19 protein-coding genes are annotated in these 22007 nt (G+C 38.7%); 2 read left to right on the plus strand and 17 right to left on the minus strand.

What is annotated here, in order from left to right; translation table 11 throughout:
• Positions 1 to 706 precede the first annotated feature (706 nt).
• The 9 genes from CHA01nite_RS09420 to CHA01nite_RS09460 form a co-directional block, all read right to left on the minus strand.
• A complete protein-coding gene (locus tag CHA01nite_RS09420) occupies positions 707 to 1297 on the minus strand; it encodes a hypothetical protein (protein ID WP_146941065.1) in 591 nt (196 codons plus the stop codon).
• A 1-nt stretch (position 1298) separates the two neighbouring features.
• Positions 1299 to 3521 carry a M23 family metallopeptidase gene (locus tag CHA01nite_RS09425; protein WP_146941066.1) on the minus strand — a complete coding sequence of 741 codons (2223 nt, stop codon included), beginning with the start codon at positions 3519 to 3521 and terminating at the stop codon, positions 1299 to 1301.
• Between the two features lie 177 nt (positions 3522 to 3698).
• Positions 3699 to 4601, minus strand: a complete 903-nt coding sequence (locus CHA01nite_RS09430; protein WP_146941067.1) for a UDP-3-O-(3-hydroxymyristoyl)glucosamine N-acyltransferase — start codon at positions 4599 to 4601, stop codon at positions 3699 to 3701.
• Positions 4602 to 4674: 73 nt separating this feature from the next.
• A complete protein-coding gene (efp, locus tag CHA01nite_RS09435) occupies positions 4675 to 5241 on the minus strand; it encodes an elongation factor P (protein ID WP_146941068.1) in 567 nt (188 codons plus the stop codon).
• A gap of 15 nt (positions 5242 to 5256) precedes the next feature.
• Positions 5257 to 5922 carry a hypothetical protein gene (locus CHA01nite_RS09440; protein ID WP_146941069.1) on the minus strand — a complete coding sequence of 222 codons (666 nt, stop codon included), beginning with the start codon at positions 5920 to 5922 and terminating at the stop codon, positions 5257 to 5259.
• A gap of 6 nt (positions 5923 to 5928) precedes the next feature.
• Positions 5929 to 6723: an acyl-ACP--UDP-N-acetylglucosamine O-acyltransferase gene (lpxA, locus tag CHA01nite_RS09445; RefSeq protein WP_146941070.1), complete on the minus strand. Its 795-nt coding sequence runs from the start codon at positions 6721 to 6723 to the stop codon at positions 5929 to 5931.
• A complete protein-coding gene (locus CHA01nite_RS09450; RefSeq protein ID WP_146941071.1) occupies positions 6724 to 8121 on the minus strand; it encodes a bifunctional UDP-3-O-[3-hydroxymyristoyl] N-acetylglucosamine deacetylase/3-hydroxyacyl-ACP dehydratase in 1398 nt (465 codons plus the stop codon).
• Positions 8114 to 9145, minus strand: coding sequence for a UDP-3-O-(3-hydroxymyristoyl)glucosamine N-acyltransferase (gene lpxD, locus CHA01nite_RS09455; protein ID WP_146941072.1), 1032 nt, complete (start codon positions 9143 to 9145; stop codon positions 8114 to 8116). The genes CHA01nite_RS09450 and lpxD overlap by 8 nt, the downstream gene beginning before the upstream one ends.
• A gap of 72 nt (positions 9146 to 9217) precedes the next feature.
• Positions 9218 to 10444 (minus strand): HD domain-containing protein, encoded by a 1227-nt coding sequence (locus CHA01nite_RS09460; RefSeq protein WP_146941073.1) that lies wholly within the window; start codon positions 10442 to 10444, stop codon positions 9218 to 9220.
• A 371-nt stretch (positions 10445 to 10815) separates the two neighbouring features.
• Between CHA01nite_RS09460 and porX the strand changes: the two genes are divergently transcribed.
• Both porX and CHA01nite_RS09470 read left to right on the plus strand, forming a co-directional pair.
• Positions 10816 to 12360 carry a T9SS response regulator signal transducer PorX gene (gene porX / locus CHA01nite_RS09465; protein ID WP_146941074.1) on the plus strand — a complete coding sequence of 515 codons (1545 nt, stop codon included), beginning with the start codon at positions 10816 to 10818 and terminating at the stop codon, positions 12358 to 12360.
• A gap of 79 nt (positions 12361 to 12439) precedes the next feature.
• On the plus strand, positions 12440 to 13204 hold the full coding sequence (locus tag CHA01nite_RS09470) for an exodeoxyribonuclease III (protein ID WP_146941075.1): 765 nt from the start codon (positions 12440 to 12442) through the stop codon (positions 13202 to 13204).
• A 59-nt stretch (positions 13205 to 13263) separates the two neighbouring features.
• On the opposite strand, the gene CHA01nite_RS09475 is transcribed toward CHA01nite_RS09470, so the two are convergent.
• From CHA01nite_RS09475 to CHA01nite_RS09510, 8 genes are all read right to left on the minus strand, one after another.
• Complete coding sequence (locus CHA01nite_RS09475) at positions 13264 to 13635, minus strand: septal ring lytic transglycosylase RlpA family protein (protein WP_146941076.1); 372 nt, start codon at positions 13633 to 13635, stop codon at positions 13264 to 13266.
• Between the two features lie 424 nt (positions 13636 to 14059).
• A complete protein-coding gene (gene rimO, locus CHA01nite_RS09480) occupies positions 14060 to 15361 on the minus strand; it encodes a 30S ribosomal protein S12 methylthiotransferase RimO (RefSeq protein ID WP_146941077.1) in 1302 nt (433 codons plus the stop codon).
• Positions 15362 to 15479: 118 nt separating this feature from the next.
• Positions 15480 to 16868: an exopolysaccharide biosynthesis polyprenyl glycosylphosphotransferase gene (locus tag CHA01nite_RS09485; RefSeq protein ID WP_146941078.1), complete on the minus strand. Its 1389-nt coding sequence runs from the start codon at positions 16866 to 16868 to the stop codon at positions 15480 to 15482.
• 87 nt (positions 16869 to 16955) lie between these two features.
• On the minus strand, positions 16956 to 17501 hold the full coding sequence (rfbC, locus tag CHA01nite_RS09490; RefSeq protein ID WP_146941079.1) for a dTDP-4-dehydrorhamnose 3,5-epimerase: 546 nt from the start codon (positions 17499 to 17501) through the stop codon (positions 16956 to 16958).
• Between the two features lie 77 nt (positions 17502 to 17578).
• The gene (locus tag CHA01nite_RS09495) at positions 17579 to 18682 is read right to left on the minus strand and encodes a glycosyltransferase (protein WP_146941080.1); all 1104 of its coding nucleotides are present in this window, start codon (positions 18680 to 18682) and stop codon (positions 17579 to 17581) included.
• Positions 18683 to 18753: 71 nt separating this feature from the next.
• A complete protein-coding gene (locus CHA01nite_RS09500) occupies positions 18754 to 19854 on the minus strand; it encodes a glycosyltransferase (protein WP_146941081.1) in 1101 nt (366 codons plus the stop codon).
• Between the two features lie 33 nt (positions 19855 to 19887).
• Positions 19888 to 20949 carry a hypothetical protein gene (locus CHA01nite_RS09505; protein WP_146941082.1) on the minus strand — a complete coding sequence of 354 codons (1062 nt, stop codon included), beginning with the start codon at positions 20947 to 20949 and terminating at the stop codon, positions 19888 to 19890.
• Positions 20950 to 20961: 12 nt separating this feature from the next.
• Complete coding sequence (locus CHA01nite_RS09510) at positions 20962 to 21996, minus strand: LTA synthase family protein (RefSeq protein ID WP_146941083.1); 1035 nt, start codon at positions 21994 to 21996, stop codon at positions 20962 to 20964.
• Between the last annotated feature and the right edge of the window lie 11 nt (positions 21997 to 22007).

Raw genomic sequence — 22007 nt, forward strand, 5'->3', positions numbered from 1 at the left:
GAGTATCTTCTATTTTATTATATAGTTGGAAAGTATTAAACTTATCTTGATCACTTATCATTATGCTTATAAAAAATATAACTGAATTTAGCTGCTTACCAGAATATCAGTGTTCCTTCTTCAATTCCATTTTTGGTAGGTTAAACCTATTTTATATATAAGAACCGGTAAGATATATTTTATTATTTTGCCCTGAAATAAAACCGAACTGATATGTTTGATTTGCTTTACCTGCTAAACCTTCTGCTGTTTTTTGATATTTAATAAAAACCTTCCCATCTGCTAATCTTTCTTTACTAAGTAAATACTAATTGTAAATTTTGCCCATATTACTGGTTTCCGTATAAATAACAGGATCATTTTTTCTGCTTAGAGAGATTCATAGTCCTGAATATAATCATCTATAAAATATTTCCATTGGAAATTGAACTGATATTCTCCTTATTTGAGGACTTTATTTCATTGATTAAATGCAAATCCCTTTTTTCAAACTGATATAGTATTCTGTCTTTTTGTTCTTTACGAAGGTGCAGCCCTTATATTCACTTTATGTCTATCTTAAATTAAGGTTTCAAGCTATTTTCTACAATGGGGCAGTATTCTTTTATGACAGTTTCTCAAATTTTTAGACCTGTCAAAATTCATTTCTATTAATAACTGTTTTTATAAAAGATCTTTTAACAAAAACAAATTCTCTTTATAAATGTTATTTTACTTTTATTATAGTCATCCCTATAATCCCATTATGAGGTGGCGACGTTAGTAGACTATAAATTAAGTAATTCTTATTATTCTTAGATAATGCAAACAATGGTGACAGAGAATTATTGCTTCCTGCTACAACTCTTTTTGTATAAAATTCTATCGAGTCCTTAGATGCAGTAGCAAGGATCCCACCGATAAATTCCTGGTAATTATCATTTTTTTTATATCTTTTGCCATCACTATCCTCAAGCCAACTTTTAAAAATACAGCTGTCCGGCTTAATTAAAATCAATTGAGACAAAGATGTGGATTCTCTTCCCCAACCATCCAATTGATCTTCTTGCTTTAATATATAAGTACCCTTCCATTGCTCAAATAAAGAATTTGAAATAAATTCTTCATTTTTCTCCGTATAATCTATGGTGTCTGAAGCAATTTTTTCAGTCTGCACTCTATCAAGAATACGATTTGGGTTTGTGATATTTAAAGAATTGGCATTTGCCCTTTTATAATCATTTTCTTTTTGTTTACAGGAAATCATTAAAATGGATAGGAAAAATTTCGTTAAAAATAATTTTGTTTTATTTTTCATGTTATCTCTTATATATATGTTTAATTCTTGACTCTTCATCCTGATCTTTCGTATTATAGGAATTAAGTTTTACAAATCTTGCAGGATTGGTTCTTACTGATTCTCCATGTCCATAAGCATTTAACACAGTAGTGATTTCCAAATGTAAATGCGGTGCTTTACCTCCACTTGCAATTGAGCCTGAAACTCCCGCATAACCTAAAATAGTTCCTGCATCTATTTCTTTTTTGCGATTGGCATCACCTTCAGTAATTAAAGTACTGTCTAAATGCATATAAACAAAATAAACATCATCTGTTTCTTTAAGATCTATTCCTCTTAGCTCATCCTTGAATTGATTCGTATAATTTACTTTTTTTTCTTGCTCTAATAAATCTTTTACATTTTGTATTTTTATCTTGATTATCCAGCCTGCACTATCAGAATATTTGACTTCGCATACATTACCTCTTAAACAAGAATATACTTTATCTTTTCCTGGCATTGCAAAAAAATCGAAACCTGAATGGTATTTTTTTGAGCCATCGGGATTTCTTCGACACCATCCATAGGTCCCACTAGAAGGCTTTATAAGTCCTCCATAATTATATTTTGTTAATCTGGGATTATCAACTGGATCGTGCCATATTGTCGTAAAGCTTTCCGTACTATTTATTTTTTTCTTTTGACATGAAAAAGCAAATTCCTTATTAGTTTCGCCTTTTTTATACCATTCTTCTATTTCATTGGCAATCTCCCATACATAGGTTTTGCCATCCTCCCTTTTTTCTTTATGGAAAACAGGGTTTGCTACATAGCCTTTTTTTCTAACCCACTTGGTATTCTTAATCACATTACCTTGAGAATTATGATCTAATATCAAATTCTTATCAAATACTACATGGCTTCTTTGATTTCCTTTTCCACAGTCAACAGGCATTAAAATCGCCAGATAAAAATCGGCAAGTGTATTTAATTTTCCTTTGAAGGGCTCCAGATAATATTCTACATAAGTAAGCTGCTCAAATCTGGACATCTTTTTCATATTACCATTTATTCCTGCAGAAATATTGGTCTTTTTTCTTTTATTAATATTTGTTGCCGCCACATCTCCAATCTGTATCAAACCTGTATAACCGCGACTATTAACAATTTTCGGATCAAAGGTTCCTTTGGTTTCTAAAGCCACTGCCGATGTCAGATAATCCGGTTTACAGCCTAATCTATTTGCTATTTCTATAATTTTTTTTCGTTCCTGACAGCTAAAATATTTTCCCCAATATAAATTGTTTGCTTTACAAAAACAGGTATTATTTTCATGACCTTCCACCATACTCACACTCTTACCCTCCTTCCTCTGCACGACCGGTTTTCTGTTTTTCTCTATGGTTCCCCGGGTTTCCTGCCAGTCCCAAAGTTCTTTGATGCCATCTGAAAATTTTTCCAGCAGTCCTCTTTCTTCTTTTTTTGAAGCCGGTTTACCGGAGGCCGGAGAACCTTTTGGTTTTGAGATTTGGGCGGAAGCTGGTTTGGAAGGTGGTGTTTTACGGGGGATCTCGAAAATCAGCGGGTTCTTTATTTCGACATTGCAGGAAGCCTGCTTTTGATGGAAGTAATGTTCAGCCGTGACGTAAAATTCAAGCGCTCGCGGATCAATTTCTCCGTCCAGTGCTTTTTTAACCAATGCCTTGCTAAGCATAAAACTGACGCAGGCAGTGCCATCCCTTTGTACAAGAGCTTCTTTACGGTCGATGACAAGATTGGATGCATGATGACCGGGACCGGCGGCATCATCTTCCCACAGGGTGAACAGGATTTTTTTGCCAACCAAGCCTACACTGTGCGCCTGTGCAATCAGCCGGTCCGTGAAACTGAACCTGTTTCCGGGAGAAGAATCAATATGGAGTAAATCCACTTTGGTGATTTTGGGCCGGTTCGCTTGTTTCGGACGGATTTCCAGCGTGGTGGGCCCGCTGCCTTCCGGATGATAAAGATAAGCTTCGAGCCGGTACGTATGCTTTGAGGAGACTTCCCCGAAGGTAAAAGTTCCTGAACCTTTTTTCCGGATTCCCGTGGCCGTAAATTTTCCGTCCGGACGTTTTTTAAAGAGTTCCCAGATGACCCCGGACGGGTCGCGTAATTGTACAGGTGTGGCAGGATACCATTCTTCAATGGTATATTCAGAAGCCGTGCCTACTTCAGGAGCAGGGTTTCCGGCGATTTTCGAAACGCCTCTTTTTGACATGATCCATGCATTTGTGTTGTTTCAAATGTATGAAATAATTCAAAATGCAAAAAGTTTTTATCCCTAATCATTCAAAAATTTTAATTTTCGCCAATACAATACCCGCTGCGATTGCCGGTTATGAAGTTTTTAAGGCTTTCAGCAATAACATCGGGTATTTTTTTTTTAACCGTAAGCTTACTTAAGGTTTCTCAGCTTGACCTCTTTTTTCAGATAAGTTTTGAAATCTTCTGCAAACATTCCGATGTACGTTCCTTTTTCGAGATCACGGTTGACGCCGGTTTTCCCGAGAAGTACGGTTCCGCTTTCAATGGTATTTCCGGAAGCGATGCCGACCTGCCCCCATAAAGTAACTTCGTCGCCGATGATGCAGCATCCGGCTACCCCAACCTGGGAAGCGATGAGGCATTTTTTCCCGATTACCGTATCGTGCCCGATCTGGATCTGGTTATCCAGTACGGAACCTTCGCCGATTATCGTGGAATCGGTAACGCCACGGTCGATGGTACACCCGTTTCCGATCTCTACATTGCTTTCAATCACCACATTCCCTACCGAGATCAGGCGGTCGAAATTCCCGTTGAGTTTCCGGTAGTAGAAGGCGTCGCCTCCCAGCACCGTATTGGACTGGATCACGACATTGTCTCCGATGACCGTCCGGTCGCCGATGACCACATTCGGGAAAATGAGGGTATTCTTGCCGATTTTCACATGATTGCCGATTACTGCAGAAGGATGGATATGGGTTCCTTCCCCGATTTCCACGTCATGAAGTTCCTCCGTAAAGTTGCAAATCCTGGTAAAATGGGTATTAATTCTGTTGAAGTCACGGAACGGATCATCCGATACCAGAAGGGCCTTTCCTTCCGGACAGTCTACTTCTTTATCGATCAGGATGATGGTAGCGGCGGAGTTCAACGCCTTATCATAATATTTCGGATGGTTCACGAAAACAATATCACCCGGCTGTACCCTATGGATTTCATTGGTACCCAATACTTGGAAATCTTCCGGGCCTATGAACCTGGCGCCGATCAGTCCGGCAATGGTTCTGAGTTTTTGCGGAGAATGGAATTTCATAACAGTTGCTTTTATTATAAAACAAAATTCGGAATGCAGAGGCAAACCGAATTTATATACATTTTATTTAAAATTATTCTTTTACTCTTTCAAGATAAGAACCGTCTTCGGTACTTACTTTAATTTTATCGCCTGCTTCAATAAAAAGAGGAACCATTACTCTTGCTCCCGTTTCCACGATTGCATTTTTAAGCGCATTGGTCGCTGTGTTTCCTTTTACTCCCGGATCCGCTTCCACAACTTCCAGGTAAACCGACTGAGGAAGTTCGGCAGAAAGCGGCGTTTCATCAGCTTCTTTCAAAATGATGGTTACTTCTTCTCCTGCTTTCATCAGGTTGGAATTTTCAATCATTTCCTTATTCAGATATAACTGGGAGAAATCGTCGTTATTCATAAAGTGGAAACCATTCTCATCATCATAAAGATACTGGAATTTTCTTGTGATTACCTTTACCTCATCGATCTTGTGACCTGCAGAGAAGGTATTATCCAGAACTTTTCCGTTGGTTACGGATTTCAGTTTTGTTCTTACGAAGGCCGGACCTTTTCCCGGTTTTACGTGAAGGAATTCGATTACTTTATAAATATCATTGCTGTACTCGATGCACAATCCTTTTCTGATATCGTTACTTGTTGCCATTAATTGTATCTGTTTTTATTTATTGTTTTCATTTTTCACCAGTGCGATAATATCTTCGAGATAATATCGATCCGATTTCAGCTTTGCAATGACTTCAGGATTATTAGCCGCAATCTTCAGGATCGCTTTTGTATCCAGGATATGCCCGAAGCTGATATCCCTGTCATCTGTCGTATTGTTTGATTGATCTACATCGATCAGAAGTACTTTATAGGAATTTCCCTGTATGTCTTTCCATGAGAATCTGGGTTTGGTATTCATTAAAACCCCCATAAGTCCTGTTGCAGGATAGGCGGTATTATAAGCAATAGCCTTTTTATCTTTAACCTCGTCCAGGTACAGCAGGATATATTTTTTGCCGATAACATCTACTTTGGAGAAGGTGTCATAAGAAAAGATATAGGCGGCATAGGTCATATTGAAATACAGATGATCATTGTATTTCATGAGCCATGCCCGGTTTTCTCTTTTCGCTTTACCGTCTGATCCCCTGTACCGGAATGATGAAATCTTAACATAGTTTTCACTCTGACTTTTAATTTCAGCATACACTTCAGGCTTGGAAAGATTCCCTTTTTTATAGTCGGAAAAACCATAGTAGAATTCCGCACCTGTAAGCTGTTGTTTCTGAGCGGATAAAAGACCGGATAGAAGAAGGAAAAACAAAAAGTACCTGTTCATTCCAGATCAGCTGTTTTCTTTTCCGGTTCCGTATCCTTTTACGATTCCTCTCGGGGAGTTCTGGATAAACTGAAGGATTTCATCTCTTTCAGCCGTTGGCAGCATTTCCTTTTCAATGTAAAGCAATGCCTGGGAAACATTCATTTTCAGCTGGAAAATCGAACGGTAGATCTTCTGGATTTCAAAAATCTTCTCGTTGGTAAACCCTCTTCTCCTCAGACCTACGGAATTGATTCCGGCATAAGACATCGGCTCTCTTGCTACTTTTACGTAAGGCGGAATATCTTTTCTCACCAGGGTCCCTCCGGAAATCATCACATGCTTTCCGATTTTTCCAAACTGGTGAACGGCGGATAAGCCTCCCATCACCGTATAGTCGCCGATTTCCACATGCCCGGCAATACCACAACCATTGACGATGATCACGTGATCCCCGATGACACAGTCGTGCGCAATATGCGTGGTTGCCATAATCAGGCAGTTTTTACCGATTTTTGTGAATCCAAGCGCTTTTGTTCCCCGGTTTACGGTAACGCATTCGCGGATGGTGGTTTCGTCGCCGATGATCACCTGGGTATCTTCACCGTCAAACTTCAGGTCCTGAGGAATGGCCGAAATAACCGTTCCCGGAAAAATCCGGCAGTTCTTCCCTATCCTGGCCCCGTCCATAATCGTTACATTAGGGCCGATCCAGGTTCCTTCCCCGATTTCTACATCCCCTGCAATGGTAGTGAATGGTTCTACGATTACATTTTTGCTGATTTTCGCACGCTTGTCTACGGCTGCTAACTGATGAATCATTTAATCAACTTTATTTTTTGCTACTTGGGCCATTAGTTCTGCTTCTACTGCTACCGCATCTCCCACGTAACCGTATCCCTGCATATGAACAATACCTCTTCTGATCGGCTCGATCAATTCGATTTTAAAGATAAGGGTATCTCCGGGGATTACCTTTCTTTTGAATTTCACTTTATCTATTTTGATAAAATAAGTAGAATAGTTTTCAGGATCCGGAACGCTTGCCAGGACCAGGATTCCTCCGGTCTGTGCCAACGCTTCCACCTGCAGAACGCCTGGCATTACCGGTTCTTTCGGGAAATGCCCTACAAAGAACGGTTCGTTCATCGTTACATTTTTCAGTCCTACGACGTGCGAATCCGAAAGCTCAAGGATTTTATCGATTAATAAGAAAGGCGGGCGGTGAGGCATCAGCTTCATGATCCCGTTGATATCGAATACCGGTTCTTTGGTTAAATCGAAATCCGGAACGTTTTTCTTTTTCTGCAGTTTCCACTGGCGGTTCAGTCTTTTGGCAAACTGGGTATTTACGTAATGTCCCGGTTTATTGGCAATAACTTTACCTTTTATTTTTACTCCTGCCAAAGCAAGATCCCCGATTACATCAAGTAATTTGTGTCTTGCCGCTTCGTTGGGATAGTTTAAGGTAAGGTTATCAAGGATTCCGTTCGGTCTTATGGAAACATTGTCTTTACCGAAGGCTTTTTTCAGCTTTTCCGTAGTTTCCGGAGTAAGATCTTTATCCACATAGACGATCGCATTGGAGATATCCCCGCCTTTGATCAGTCCGTGATCCAACAGCATTTCCAGCTCATGTAAGAAGCTGAAGGTACGCGCTGATGAAATTTCGTCTTTAAATTCTGATATATTTTTAAGAGTGGCATTCTGGGTACCCAGCACTTTGGTGCCGAAATCCACCATAGTCGTCACTTCATACGTATCGGAAGGAATAATGGTGATTTCAGATCCTGTTGCCGGATCGCTGTAGGTAAGCACTTCTTTTACCACAAGGTATTCCCTGGCAGTATTCTGCTCAACAATTCCCACACTTTCAATGGCTTCTACAAAGAATTTTGAAGATCCGTCCAGAATCGGCGGCTCGGAAGCATCCATTTCCAGAATGGCATTATCCACATCACATCCTACCAAAGCAGCCAGAAGGTGCTCACAGGTATTGATTTTAACACCCAGCTTCTCCAATGTCGTTCCTCTTTCTGTAGCCACCACATAGTTTACATCTGCTTCCACCTGGGGATGCCCTTCAAGGTCGGTTCTTACAAAAACAAAACCTGTGTTTTCCCTGGCAGGTTTTATGGTTAGTTTTACTTCTTTACCAGTATGAAGTCCGATTCCGGAAAGGGTCACTTCCTGCTGAAGTGTTTTTTGCATATCACTCATTAGTTTTATCTTTTGAGGTATTCTCAAGATTGTTTATTCTTTTTACAATTTCAGGGAGGTTTCTGAAATGGACGTAGCTTCTGAGGTAATCGTTATAGGTAATGGCAGGCGAGCCGTAGACGGTATCCTTATCATTCACATGGGTATTAACCCCGCTCTGTGCCTGGATTCTTACCTGATTACCGATTTTGATATGGCCTACGATGCCCACCTGGCCGCCGATCTGGTTCCAGTCGCCGATGGTGGTAGAGCCTGCAATTCCCGCCTGTGCAGCAATTACGTTATTTTGTCCGATTTTTACGTTGTGGGCAATCTGGATAAGGTTATCGATCTTCGTTCCTTTCCCGATGATGGTGGAACCGATGGTGGCCCGGTCGATGCTGCAGTTGGAACCGATTTCCACATCATCTTCAATGATCACATTTCCCAGCTGAGGAATTTTTTTGAAGCCTTCCGGCGTCGGCTGGAAACCGAATCCGTCGCCTCCGATCACAGTGTTGGAATGCACGATGCAGTTGTCCCCGATAATGCAGTAGTCATAAATCCTCGCTCCACTATCGATTTTACAGTTTTTTCCGATCTTTACTCCCTTACCGATATATACCTGCGGGTAAATCTGGGTTCCTTCGCCGATTTTGGCTTTCTCCGAAATATAAGTAAATGTTCCTATGTAGACATTTTCTCCCAGTACTGCGGTTTCATGAATGGAAGATCCGTCTTCAATGCCGCTTTTCCGGCCCTGCATTTCCTGATACAGGTTCATCAGGATCTGAAACGAAAGATAGGCATCCTTTACAGCAATAACGGTAGGCACATAGGTATCTTTTGATAAAAGGTTTTCCGAAACAATGATCACTGAACACTTTGAAGTCTCCAGATAAGGGATAAACCGGTCCTGTGCTATAAAAGAAAGGTGTCCCGTTTCCCCGCCTTCAATAGGTGAAACCCCAGTAATAAGCGCATTTCCGTCGCCTATTATTTTTCCGTCGATAAAACCTGCAATTTGCGAAGCTGTAAATTCCATATTCTGCAAAGATAAGAAATTCTGTAATTCGCAAACATCTTTTAATTTTAGGATTTTGAATTTTAATATTCTTTAAGAAATACGGGCGTCCATATCCCTGGGAAAAGTAAGGATATAGCGTTGGGTTTTATTGATCATCAGCCCAGACAGCAGCTGGTCTCCGGATTCATCCAGCCTTATTTTTTCACCATTCTTCTGAAGAAGGTAAATCGGCTGCTTTTCAGTATCATAAGGGAGGAGTTTTCTTTCGATTTCATGTACCAGTTCGTTCCCGTTGTCAATTCCGAAAAATTCATTCACGTTTTTTATTTTTTCTGCAATCAATTCTTCTCCGAAAGCATGGGAGGAAATAATGGTCTTCGGAAGATTTCTCCGGATTACACAGGTACACCAATAAGATAAGATCACATCATCGGCGTTCTGCCAGTTTTTCATGGCCTGGATGATGTCGTTATCGTCCAGCTGGGTAAACCGTTCCACATCTTCATCGGTAGCAGCACTTTTTTCACGGTAGAGGAAATACGTCAGGTTTTCGGTAGCCGGCAGATGAATGCCTTGGGAAACGAGATATTTTGCCCTTTCCAAAATCTTAACCAAAATAAATTCAGCCAGGGCAGAGGTCTTGTGGTAATAGACCTGCCAGTACATAAACATCCGGGCGGTGAGGAAATTTTCGATGGAATAAATCCCTTTGGCATCAATCACCAGCTCGCCGTCATCACAGACGTTCATCATGGAGATGATCCGCTGGGTGTTGATATTTCCTTCGGAAACGCCGGTAAAGAAACTGTCGCGCTTCAGGTAATCCAGCCGGTCCACATCCAGCTGGGACGAAATCAGCTGATTGAAGAACTTCCGGTGGTATTTCCCCTGAAACATCTCAATGGCGCAGGAAAGTTCCCCGTTGAACTGATCGTTCAGGCGGTTCATCAGCAGCAAGGACAGTTTTTCATGGTGCCAGTCGTCCATCAGCATACATTCCAACGCATGGGAAAACGGACCATGGCCGATGTCGTGCATCAGAATGGCCAGCATCGCTCCCTTTTCTTCATCCTGCGAAATACTGATCCCTTTCTGTTTCAGGGTTTCCAAAGCCGTAAACATCAGGTGCATGGCCCCCAGAGCGTGGTGGAACCTTGTATGGGTAGCTCCCGGGAAAATCAGGTTCAGCAGGCCCGTCTGCCCTATTCTTCTCAACCGCTGGAAGTAAGGATGCTCGATGATGTCGAATAAAATTTCGTGAGGAATTTTGATGAACCCGTGTACGGGATCATTGATGATTTTTAGCTTATTCTGCATTGGAAACGTCCGTATTTATAACAAATTTAAGGATTTTAAATTTTATTTGCGATTAAATTTTATTAAAGAAACCTGCTTTTCAAGGGATCGCCATCTTTTTATTGCTGCGCTTTTTATCCAATTTCTGCAGGTTCTCGTTATTATTTAAAATAAAGAGTATCCGTTGAATCCCTCAGCCACCAAGCTGCTTTCAGTAAAGAAGGCTGACTGCTGTTTTAAATAAAATTCTTTTTTAATTAAAATACCTTAAAAATGCCGGAAATATGCGGTTATTTCATTAACTTATATTTAACTTTACGTCTGCGCATTTTGGCAGATTTTACCATTAAATGGTCAGCAATTTGATACAATAACCGTGTAAAAAATTAATTATGTCGGAAAAGATATTATGGATAGATGATGAAATAGATTTACTTAAACCTCACATCGTTTTTCTCGAAAAAAAAGGGTACCAGGTAACGCCTTTAAACAACGTAAATGAAGCCCTTGAACTTATGGACTCGGAAAAATTTGCCTTGGTCCTGATCGATGAGAACATGCCGGGGATTTCCGGACTGGAAGCCATCCCCATGATCAAAGAGAAAGACAATTCGCTGAAAATCGTGATGGTGACCAAAAGCGAAGAGGAGCATATCATGGAAGAAGCCATCGGTTCGCAGATTGCCGATTATATTTTAAAACCTGTAAACCCGAACCAGATTTTACTATCCTTAAAGAAAAACCTTCAGGAAGACAATCTGGTGGAACAGAAGACAATTCTTCAGTACCAGCAGGAATTCAGAAACCTTTCTATGGAACTGTCTTACCTGAGAACCCACCAGGAATGGGCGGAATATTATAAAAAAATTGTCAACTGGGAGCTTAAGTTCGACAAAGTAACGGACAATGAGTTTGCAGACCTTCTTCAGTCCCAGAAAGAAGAAGCCAACATCCAGTTTGCCAAATTCATCGAGAATAATTACGAAGACTGGCTGCAGGGTTCGGACAAACCGATGATGAGCCATACGCTTTTCAAAGAGAAAGTAAAGCCGGAGGTTGAAAAAGACAAGGTTTTACTCCTTATGGTCGATAACCTGCGTTATGACCAGTGGAAAGTGGTAGAGCCTTTGTTCACGAAATATTACAATAAAGTTTCAGAAGATTATTATTACAGCATTCTTCCGACCGCGACGCAATATGCAAGAAACTCCTTCTTTGCAGGCCTGATGCCGTCTGAAATCGAAAAGCGCTTTCCGGAAAAATGGTTTAATGATAACGAAGAAGGAAATAAAAACGAATATGAACGCGACTTCCTGGAAGACCAGATGAAGAGAATCGGGCTCGGTTCCCGATCGATGAAGTACCTGAAAGTCCTGAATGCCGATTTTGAGCGGAAGATTTATGATGATTTCAATCAGCACAAAAACAATGACCTTTTGGTTATCGTATACAACTTCATCGATATCCTCTCCCACGCGAAGACGGACAACCATATTGTGGACCAGCTGATCCGTGATGATAAGACGTTCCGGTCTTTAACGCTGAACTGGTTTGAGAATTCATCATTGCTTAAAATTATTAAATTAGCAGCAGAAAGTGGCTTTAAGCTCGTGATTACTACTGATCATGGGACCGTTTATGTAAAAAAACCGAGCAAGGTAGTCGGTGACCGGGAAACTTCCACCAACATCCGTTACAAGACCGGAAAAAGCTTAACGTATGACGACAGTGATGTATGGGCGATTACCAATCCTGAGAAACTGTTTTTACCTAAAGGAAATTTAAGCTCGAAATATATTTTTGCGAAAAATAATATCTTCCTGGCGTATCCGAAGAATTATAATCATTTTGTCAATTATTATAAAGAAACCTATCAGCACGGGGGAATTTCACTGGAAGAATGTATCATTCCGTTCACTGTTCTGGAACCTAAATAGACTATTCATTTTAAATGATAGGAGGAGCGGAAAAAATCAAAGATTTTTTCCGCTCCTTTTTTATTAATATTTTTAAGGCATGAAATTAATCACTTACAACGTCAACGGAATCCGGGCGGCTTTTACCAAGGATTTCCTCGGCTGGCTGAAAACCGCCGATCCTGATATCATCTGCATCCAGGAGAGCAAGGCAGGGAATGACCAGATCGATATCGAGAGCCTGGAAAAGCTTGGCTATCACAGCTACTGGCATTCGGCCCAGAGAAAAGGCTACAGCGGCGTCGGAATCGCCTCGAAAATCAAGCCTAACCATGTAGAGTACGGCTGTGGTATCGAAAGCTACGACAGCGAAGGGAGAATCATCCGTGCGGACTTCGACGGCTTTTCCGCCATTTCGGTATATGTGCCTTCCGCCTCAAATATCGAAAGGCTGGAATTCAAGATGGAATTTTGCCGGGACTTTCTGGAGTATATTAAAAATCTGAAAAAGAAAATCCCCAACCTCATCATTTCCGGGGATTTCAACATCTGTCACGAAGCGATCGACATCCACGATCCGGTACGCCTCAAAAACGTTTCCGGGTTTCTACCGATGGAAAGAGAATGGATGACCGATTTCATCAACGAATGCGAACTGATCGACAGTTTCCGCTTTTTCAACGGTGAGCCGGACCATTACACCTGGTGGAGCTACCGGCAGAATGCGAGGGCTAAAAACAAAGGCTGGCGGCTGGATTACAATTTCACCTCCTACAGCCTGAAAGACAAGCTTACCAGAGCGGTTATTCTGAAGGAAGCCGTGCATTCGGACCATTGCCCGGCACTGGTGGAACTGAGCCTTTAAGAGAAACAAAAGAGGCGGACTCAAATTGAGTCCGCCTCTTTTAATTTAAATCATAAATTTTAATCGACAATTTCATATTCCACCGGAATGGTACCGTTACCGGTATCCCCGATTTCATCGAACGCTGCTTTAGACATGTCCAAAGCTCTTGTAGAATGGTAAGGCCCTCTGTCATTTACTTTCACTATTACCTCTTTACCATTGTTCAGGTTGGTGACCTTAATACTTGTTCCGAAAGGAAGCGTTCTGTTTGCCGCAGTGAACTTTGCATTATCAAAGACTTCGCCGCTGGCTGTTTTTCTACCGTTAAATTTATCGTGGTAGTACGATGCATAACTTGTTTTTTTCGCATCTGTGGCATTTATTTTGAAAGAATAAATACCAAAGGTTGAAATCATCATTATGATTACGAGAATGAATCTTTTCATCATGTTGAAACTTTTATTGGTTTTGACAGGGGCAAATCTATAAGGATTCTTTTAACCGGCCTATTTTATTTGTTAACAGATGTTAACAAAAACCAAAAAATTTCTTAATTTAAAATGTAACTCCCTGTTATCAGCTACTTTAAACCCTATTGTTAAAAAGTGTTAAAAAAAGTATTTAAAAGTTAATAAAATTAACTAAATCACTGAAATTAACATAAATTTAACACTTAATTAGATTTGATAATCAATATGTTAAATATTTTCACACTGCTTACAAGGGTTTCCAGATTTACCTTAAAACACGTTATAGCAGTTGTTACAGCGGTATTGTCCACCTTCTGAGAAGCAAAATAAAAACCGGTGAAAAATTTCACCGGTCATTTTTATCCTTAACAATACTGATTTTCAGATTTCATCCGATTCAATCTCAAACCAGCTCACCATATAAATCGAATTCTTCAGCGGAGGTAATTTTCACATTGGCGAATTCACCGATGGAGATGTAGGTATTTTCTGCAGAAACCAAGACGGTATTGTCTACATCGGGTGAATCGTATTCCGTTCTTCCGATGAAATAATTTCCTTCTTTTCTGTCGAAGATACATTTGTAGACTTGTCCGATCTTTTCCTGGTTTTTTTCCCATGAAACCTGGGACTGGATTTCCATGATCTCTTCTACCCTGGCTTCTTTTACCTCCTGTGGGATATTATCTTCCAGGACGTAAGCGCCGGTATTTTCTTCGTGGGAATAGGTGAAGCAGCCTAGTCTGTCGAATTTCTGGGTTCTCACCCAATCTTTCAGTTCCTGAAAGATCTCTTCCGTTTCGCCGGGATAGCCTACGATCAGCGTGGTTCTGATGGCCATGTCCGGAACTTTCTCCCTGAATTTCGCCAGAAGGGCATCCGTTTTCTCGTGGGTGGTTCCCCTTTTCATTGACTTCAGCAGGTCTGAATTGATGTGCTGCAGCGGAATATCGATATAGTTGCAGACTTTCGGTTCTTCTCTGATAATATCAAGTACATCTTCAGGGAATCCGCTTGGGAAAGCATAATGAAGACGGATCCATTCAATTCCTTCCACCTTTACCAGTTCTTTTAATAAATCTCCCAGTGCGCGTCTTTTGTAAATATCAAGGCCGTAATAGGTCAGGTCCTGGGCAATCAGGATCAGTTCCTTCGTTCCTTTTTTGGCCAGCTTCTGTGCTTCGGTTACCAGTTTTTCAATCGGAGTCGAAACGTGTCCGCCTCTCATCAGAGGAATAGCGCAGAATGAGCAGGGCCTGTCGCAGCCTTCGGATATTTTGAGGTAGGCATAATGTTTCGGCGTCGTCGTCAGTCTTTCCCCAACCAGCTCATGCTTGTAGTCGGCTCCCAGGTGCTTCAGCAGAATCGGCAGATCCCTGGTGCCGAAGTACTGGTCCACATCCGGAATTTCACGGATCAGGTCCGGTTTGTACCTTTCGGACAGGCAACCGGTAACGAAAACTTTCTCCACCTCTCCCCTGTTTTTAGCTTCTACATAATCAAGAATCGTATTGATGGATTCCTCTTTTGCATTATCGATAAATCCGCAGGTATTGATCACCACAATATCCCCCTTGTCTTCATGAACCACTTCTTTACCGTTGGCTTTCAGCTGGCTCATTAGAACTTCGGAATCGTAAACGTTTTTGGAGCATCCCAGCGTTACGACATTTATCTTCTTCTTACCTACAGATTTTGTGCGCATTGTATATTGAATAATAAGTAATTAGTAATCAGTAATTTTTGTGGCTGCAAATTTACGCATAAAAAAAGAACCGAAAGATCCGGTTCTCTATTTAGAGCTATTATAAATAACAAAAGGATCAGTAAGCCTGATCATCGCCTTTTACAATATTATACAGGGTCAGAAAAATAATTTTCATATCCAGAAAGAAAGACCAGTTCTGAATATACCAGATATCCTTTTCTATACGCTTTTCCATATCTTTCACTGAAAATATTTCCCCTCTTGAGCCCATAACCTGTGCCCAGCCGGTGATGCCCGGTTTTACGATATGCCGCGTCATGTATTTTTTTGTGATTTTAGAATACATTTCCGTCTGGGACAACATGTGTGGCCTTGGGCCAACCACCGACATATCCCCTAAAAAAACATTGATGAACTGTGGCAACTCATCGATACTGGTCTTTCGCATGAAAGCACCGAATTTTGTTATCCTTACGTCATTTTTCTTTGCAATCTGAAGATCGGCATTCCTGTTACTCTTCATACTCCTGAATTTCAAGCAATTAAAAGGCACATTATTCAGTCCTGATCTTTTCTGTATAAAAAAGACAAATTCATTGCTTTCAATTTTTACAATTAAAGCAACCAAAGGGATCAGCCAGGATAATAAAAATATAATGGCAAAGAGGGAAAAAGCGATATCAAATGATCTTTTAAGAATCTGCTTTTTAGGGTTCGAAAGCGGTTCCCTTATAAGCTTAATAAAAGGAATATCGTTGATAACATCGAAATAGTTAGGTCCCAAATTGACATATTTAAAATCCGGAACCATGTAAATACGGATCATCTTGTGTTCTGCAATATCTACTATTTTTTTATAAATATCCACCTCAATATTATCGTCACAGAATATAATATTGTTTATTTTGGTATTTTCCAAATCATAGAACAGCTGATCAATACCACCCAGATATTTATTTTTAGTTTCTTTACTCAATGGGGTATAAGTTCCTCTTATTCCGATCGATCTTCTAAGGTGGCTGTTCGATATCAATGAAGTAGAAAGTTTATTTTCTCCGATAAGAACGGTATCGAATGAATAAAACTTTCTTCCAAGCTTTACCCTGTTTTTTTTCCGGTACAGGAAAAGCAGGAATCTTGTAAAGGTGATAAAAAACCCCAGCAGCAGAAAATATATGAAAACATTTCTGTAGTTAATTTTAAGAGAGAATATGAGGCTCGGAAAGATAGCTGAAGCCAGGACAAACAGAACAAAGGCTTTACTTAAAGCATTAAAATGAAGCGATGACTCCTTAACTTTTAGGCTTTTATATGGTTTTATAATAAGTGTAATAACAAACCAGGAAATATTGATAATAGCCAATTGTGTTCTAAATTCCTGAGCAAAATCCCTATGATCAAATTCAAAAAAATATAATTTCCCGAAAATAAAAAGGCAATTGATCGTAATATAATCAATGATCAAAAAAATCCTTGGCAAGTGTTTAAAAAAATAAATTAACATAAAACACAATTCACAGCTTTGAAGACTACTCTTCAGCAATTACAGATTAAACAATCATTAAATCATCTTTTATTAAATCCTAATATATTAAAAATTTTTCAAAGAAAATGATGGCAAAATTTTATCTTTTTCTGATAAAATAATATCTGCTTCAGGCAACTGCCAATCGATGTTCAAGTCCATATCATTCCACAATACGCCGCCTTCGGAAGCTTTATCATAAAAATTATCACATTTATAGGAAAATACCGCAGTCTTGCTAAGTACCGAAAAACCATGACCGAAACCTCTTGGAACGTAAAGCTGCAATTTATTTTCGCCGGTAAGCTCCAGAGAGAACCATTTTCCAAATGTCTGAGAGTCCTCACGCAAATCTACCGCCACATCGAGAACTTTGCCTTCCAGACAGGAAACCAGTTTAGCCTGGGCATGCTCCCCTTTCTGTAAATGAAGCCCTCTCAGAACGCCATAGCCTGATTTTGAAATATTATCCTGGACAAAATGACCGTTCATCCCGGTAAGTTCCTCAAACTTCTGTTCGTTGAACTTTTCGTAAAAATACCCTCTGTCGTCTTCAAAAACAGTGGGTTCGATAATGTAGCAGTCCTTAAGCGGAGTAGATTTTACTTTCATGAATCAATTACTGTATTAATTTGGCACAAATATAATGAAATGAATTTCTTATCCTAGGCATTTGTACAGTCTTCCTTTTAATTTTTTACTGATAAATAATAGTTCTGTAAATTGATGATAAAGTGATCAGCATTATATTTCTCCTGCAAGTCTTTTTTTGCCTGTAATCTCAGGTCATAACTGAGTTGCGGAGAGTGTACGGCTTTCTTTATGGCTGCTACATAATCATCCAGTTCCATACAGGAAAAACCATTTTCATTATTGTTAATAACGACACAACAGCCGTCACATTTACTCGTTATACAAAGTACATTCTCATTGACAGCCTCCAGTAAAGCAAAAGGAAGACCTTCGAAAATAGACGGCATTAAAAAGATATCCAGCGTCTTCAAATACTGCTCTACAGACTGAAATGAACCCCATTCGTGAATAGCAAAAGACTCCTCAAGATTATATTTTGAGATGGCAGCTAAAAATTCCGGTTTTAAATCATCCGTAAAGCCGGCACCTAAAACGGAGAATTCTGCATACGGATAGATTTGTTTAATCCGGTTTGCAATTTCAACAAACAGGACGGGATTCTTGGCGTATGTAAGCCTCGCTACCGTACCAATATGAAGCTTTGCAGAAGAATCTATCATCTGTGGCAAAGTCGTGTTCACTTCAATAGAATTGGGAATTACCTTAATTTTTTCTTCGGGAATTCCAACTTCATACCGGCATCTTATTTTTTCAGATTCCGAACAGGCCAAAACATAAGCGGTATATTTCTTCGCGAAAACTTCAAGAGAAAAGAAAACTGTTCTTTTGACTCCGGTAAAGCCAAGATAAGAAATTCCGTGCGGGGTATAGATGGATTTGATCCCGGCGAGTTTCCCTGCTATTCTTCCTAAAAATCCTGCTTTGGCACTATGAACATGGATTAAATCCGGTTTTGTTTTCTTCAGAAAGTTATACAATTTCAATAAGCCTATGAAGTCTTTAAAAGGATTGAATCCCCGCTCCAGACTAATAACGGTATAAGGTATCGAATGTTCTTCGCAGAAAATTCTGCACTCCTGATTTTCCGGTGCAATAATTTCCAGTTCGAACTGTTCGTAATCTATTTTTTTTACGATCTGTTTTATATAGGTAAAAAGTCCGCCAAACCCCTGTGTAATATGAACAACTTTGGTTTTCATGTGTCTTAAATAATTTTCAATTTGAATGAATACATCGTAAAACTTAAGAATTTTATTAAGTAGATATTATCTTAATTTAACAATAAAGATTTGTATACCTCAACATGCAGATTAACCATTGTAGTAATATCGTAATGCTTTGACCTTTGTAGACATCGTTGTACTACCATTTGATATTTTTCTTCATTATTTTTAAACGATAAAATAATCTGACTTAATTCTGTTGTGTTACCCTTTTCAAATAAAATACCCGCATTTTTAACAATCTGTGCCAATCCGTCAACCTTGCTTGCAATAATTGGAATTCCACAAGCCATTGCTTCTACAGCAACTAAGCCAAAACCTTCCCAATGAGAAGACAAGACCGCAAAATCGCACATTTTGTATAAAGAATAAACATCTGATCGAATCCCTAAGAAATTCACCCTTTCCGATAAATTCAATGCAATAACAAGTTTTTCCAATTCCATTCGTCGTTCACCATCTCCTACCAAAAGTAATTTATAATCTACAGGTAAACCCACTAAAGATTTTATTACCGTATCCTGATCTTTCTGAATATTAAACCGGGCAACCATAATTAATAATTGGTCTTCTTCGTGATAACCAAAATCTGATTTTCTGTAAGCTTTATTTTTATTTATCTGATTAATATCGACCCCATTGTTAATGGTAATAAACTTTCTGGAAAATTCTTCCAGGTAGTCTAAATAAATATTTTTCACTTCATCCGTTATGCATATTATTTTCTCATACTTACTGTAAATAAATCTTTCAATGGGCTTTAAGACCTTGACCTTCATTCTACCATTCAAAGTATTGTGTTCAGTAAGTACCAGTTTTGTTTTGCTTTTATTTAAAATATTTGCGAAGACGGCAAAATATTGTGAGGGAAAAACATGAACATGGGCAATATCATATTGTTTAATAATCTTTCTGATTCTAAAGACTGCTAAAGGATTATACACGTTTTTTTTATTTGGAGATTTGCTTATAATATGAATTTTACAACAATTAAGCTTTTTCAATGCAAGAGTAAAAGGACAATCATGATCCCAAAGTAATAAAACGTCTGCTTCAATACCTAGTTCTCTGTAAAGCGGAATGCTATCAAGTATAAGCTTTTCGGCACCGGCAGTTTCTAGTGAATTGATGATATGGAGAATTTTCATTTCTTACTTTAACAGTCTTGGGTTTTATTAAAATTATTTACAGCCGGTAACCTGTATATCCTGGATTTCAAATGTAAAATCTGCTGCTCGGGTGGCACTGTAGATATCTAATCCGGTAATAATATATCTATTTTTAACATTTGCTTTTTTAAGATATAAATACCTATTAATTAATGGTTTAAAATCTAAATCTACAGTTTCAAAGACATTTTTAGTACTTATTGTATTGATCTCTTTTATTCCGCTCTTACTTCCATGAAGAAGAAGGACCTGCTGTTCACCGGATGGTGCCCTACCTAACCCGTAAAAGATAGCATCATCCTTATTATCATTGTAATCTGCATTAAAAGGATTTGAAAAAACAACGCCTATCAAATACCGGTTTAAAACATTTCCGTTTTCATCATATTCATTAAACCTCAAATCACAGGTCGCATAACTACCCAACCATTTTTTTTGAATTAATTTTTTATTCAGAGGAGCATTAAAATAAACCAGTTTAAACTGAAATTTTACAATAAGATTATTTAATTTATCTACCTCATAATTGTCAGAAAAAGAATGCTGTCCACCGGTCCATTTTTTTTCACCCGGCCAGTATTGCGGCCAGTTATCAAAAACAAAACCTACTTCTCGCAATGCCCCTGAAGTTTCAGGGTTTTCTTTTTGAGAATTATTGATGATACGGAAAACATACGGTTTATTTTTTTTATCTTTATTAAGCACCATAAAATCAAATCCCACCGTTTTTTTTTGGTCTTCTGCTTTATAACCCAGGGTGACTAATTTAAATGACGCATTGGTTTTATTGACCGTGCTAAATTTTTGATTCGTTTGAGCATCCGTGTAAATTGCATCCCAATTGTTTTTTGGCATTTTCAAATAATCACCGTCAGAAATATCGGAATTTTTCCTGTAAATTTTTGTTTCCCCCTGATTCAAATAAATCCACGACCTTTTGCTCACTCTCTGGTTCCATATCATCGGAAAGCAGTTTTTTTCTTTCAGTTTATCGTTTACTTTTATATCCTGACAGTTTATTAAAGCACAGATGAAAACAAAGATTTTCCCCATAAAAATTTTTTTATTTTTCATTTTGATTGCCCTTTAGTTTTCAACAGCCTTTGTATTCTTGGCAATACAGACAAAAATAAGCGGATAAAGTGGTGCCAGATGCTTAACGAAGCTCCCATAATCAGGTTCAAAAAGACTTTGAACGAGCATGAATGAAATAACAAAAGAAAAAATATTGGTATAATCTTTATTTGAAAATTCCTTTACATAAAGCTTAATAAAGTTAAAAAAAAATACACTGATCAGGAATGTTAAGACAATATAGAAAGGCTTAGCTAAAAGTAATAAGGGGATGGGTATGATGAGAAATATTAATGTAATAAAATAGTTTGCTGCTTCCATTAAAAAATTGTCGCCCTTGATAAAAATTGAAATTGCCGTTTGCGCTGAATCTGCATCCCTGTCCATATTAGCATAATAACGGATTAAAGAAAGCGGTGTTCCAAAAATATAAAAGTAAACAAACGAAATGAGAATGTAATAAACTGGTATCGCAATCAACAGTAATTTAGGTTTCTTAACGATGAAAAGCTTAATTCCCCAAAATAAGGAAATGGTAATAAACCAATAGTTCCTGAAAAAAAATGCATAGAACAGCACGAATAACGTCCAGATCCACAACCGCTTTTTTTCAAAAAAAATAAAGGGAAGAACAACCATTGAAAATACGACAAAATCCTTACTGAATGTTGATATATAAACCATCGCCATCGCACTGTAGATGACGATCAGTAAAAACTTAAAAAAGGAAATGGATTCAACAGCATACTTTCTAAAAATAACGTAAATAGCAGTAAAATATAAAACCAGTGCCAAAGCAGGGGTTAAAACATACCTGTCAACTTTTAATATCCGGTAAAATGTTGCCGTATTGGTTACCGAAGTATCCCCGACGCTCTTATGTGGATTTTCTATCAGATTTTGAATACCATAAGAGTCGAAAAAATATTTTTTGGGGAAAATAGATTCTTTACAGAAAGCCATCAAGATACACAACACTATCCCTAATGAAAATATAAATATCGTATCACGTCTTCGTAATGTTAAATTATTGATAATTAAATTCATAGTCTTATAAA

This window comes from Chryseobacterium hagamense (assembly GCF_007991455.1).
Lineage (GTDB): Bacteria > Bacteroidota > Bacteroidia > Flavobacteriales > Weeksellaceae > Chryseobacterium > Chryseobacterium hagamense.

Bases quoted from the DNA above. Each gene is read 5' to 3' on its own strand.
- CHA01nite_RS09500 (WP_146941081.1), bottom strand. From the start codon at position 19,854: ATGAAAATTCTCCATATCATCAATTCACTAGAAACTGCCGGTGCCGAA.
- CHA01nite_RS09505 (WP_146941082.1), bottom strand. From the start codon at position 20,949: ATGAAAAATAAAAAAATTTTTATGGGGAAAATCTTTGTTTTCATCTGT.
- CHA01nite_RS09420 (WP_146941065.1), bottom strand. From the start codon at position 1,297: ATGAAAAATAAAACAAAATTATTTTTAACGAAATTTTTCCTATCCATT.
- CHA01nite_RS09430 (WP_146941067.1), bottom strand. From the start codon at position 4,601: ATGAAATTCCATTCTCCGCAAAAACTCAGAACCATTGCCGGACTGATC.
- CHA01nite_RS09460 (WP_146941073.1), bottom strand. From the start codon at position 10,444: ATGCAGAATAAGCTAAAAATCATCAATGATCCCGTACACGGGTTCATC.
- rimO (WP_146941077.1), bottom strand. From the start codon at position 15,361: ATGCGCACAAAATCTGTAGGTAAGAAGAAGATAAATGTCGTAACGCTG.
- porX (WP_146941074.1), top strand. From the start codon at position 10,816: ATGTCGGAAAAGATATTATGGATAGATGATGAAATAGATTTACTTAAA.
- rfbC (WP_146941079.1), bottom strand. From the start codon at position 17,501: ATGAAAGTAAAATCTACTCCGCTTAAGGACTGCTACATTATCGAACCC.
- CHA01nite_RS09440 (WP_146941069.1), bottom strand. From the start codon at position 5,922: ATGAACAGGTACTTTTTGTTTTTCCTTCTTCTATCCGGTCTTTTATCC.
- CHA01nite_RS09510 (WP_146941083.1), bottom strand. From the start codon at position 21,996: ATGAATTTAATTATCAATAATTTAACATTACGAAGACGTGATACGATA.
- CHA01nite_RS09450 (WP_146941071.1), bottom strand. From the start codon at position 8,121: ATGAGTGATATGCAAAAAACACTTCAGCAGGAAGTGACCCTTTCCGGA.
- CHA01nite_RS09495 (WP_146941080.1), bottom strand. From the start codon at position 18,682: ATGAAAACCAAAGTTGTTCATATTACACAGGGGTTTGGCGGACTTTTT.
- efp (WP_146941068.1), bottom strand. From the start codon at position 5,241: ATGGCAACAAGTAACGATATCAGAAAAGGATTGTGCATCGAGTACAGC.
- CHA01nite_RS09485 (WP_146941078.1), bottom strand. From the start codon at position 16,868: ATGTTAATTTATTTTTTTAAACACTTGCCAAGGATTTTTTTGATCATT.
- CHA01nite_RS09425 (WP_146941066.1), bottom strand. From the start codon at position 3,521: ATGTCAAAAAGAGGCGTTTCGAAAATCGCCGGAAACCCTGCTCCTGAA.
- CHA01nite_RS09475 (WP_146941076.1), bottom strand. From the start codon at position 13,635: ATGATGAAAAGATTCATTCTCGTAATCATAATGATGATTTCAACCTTT.
- lpxD (WP_146941072.1), bottom strand. From the start codon at position 9,145: ATGGAATTTACAGCTTCGCAAATTGCAGGTTTTATCGACGGAAAAATA.
- lpxA (WP_146941070.1), bottom strand. From the start codon at position 6,723: ATGATTCATCAGTTAGCAGCCGTAGACAAGCGTGCGAAAATCAGCAAA.
- CHA01nite_RS09470 (WP_146941075.1), top strand. From the start codon at position 12,440: ATGAAATTAATCACTTACAACGTCAACGGAATCCGGGCGGCTTTTACC.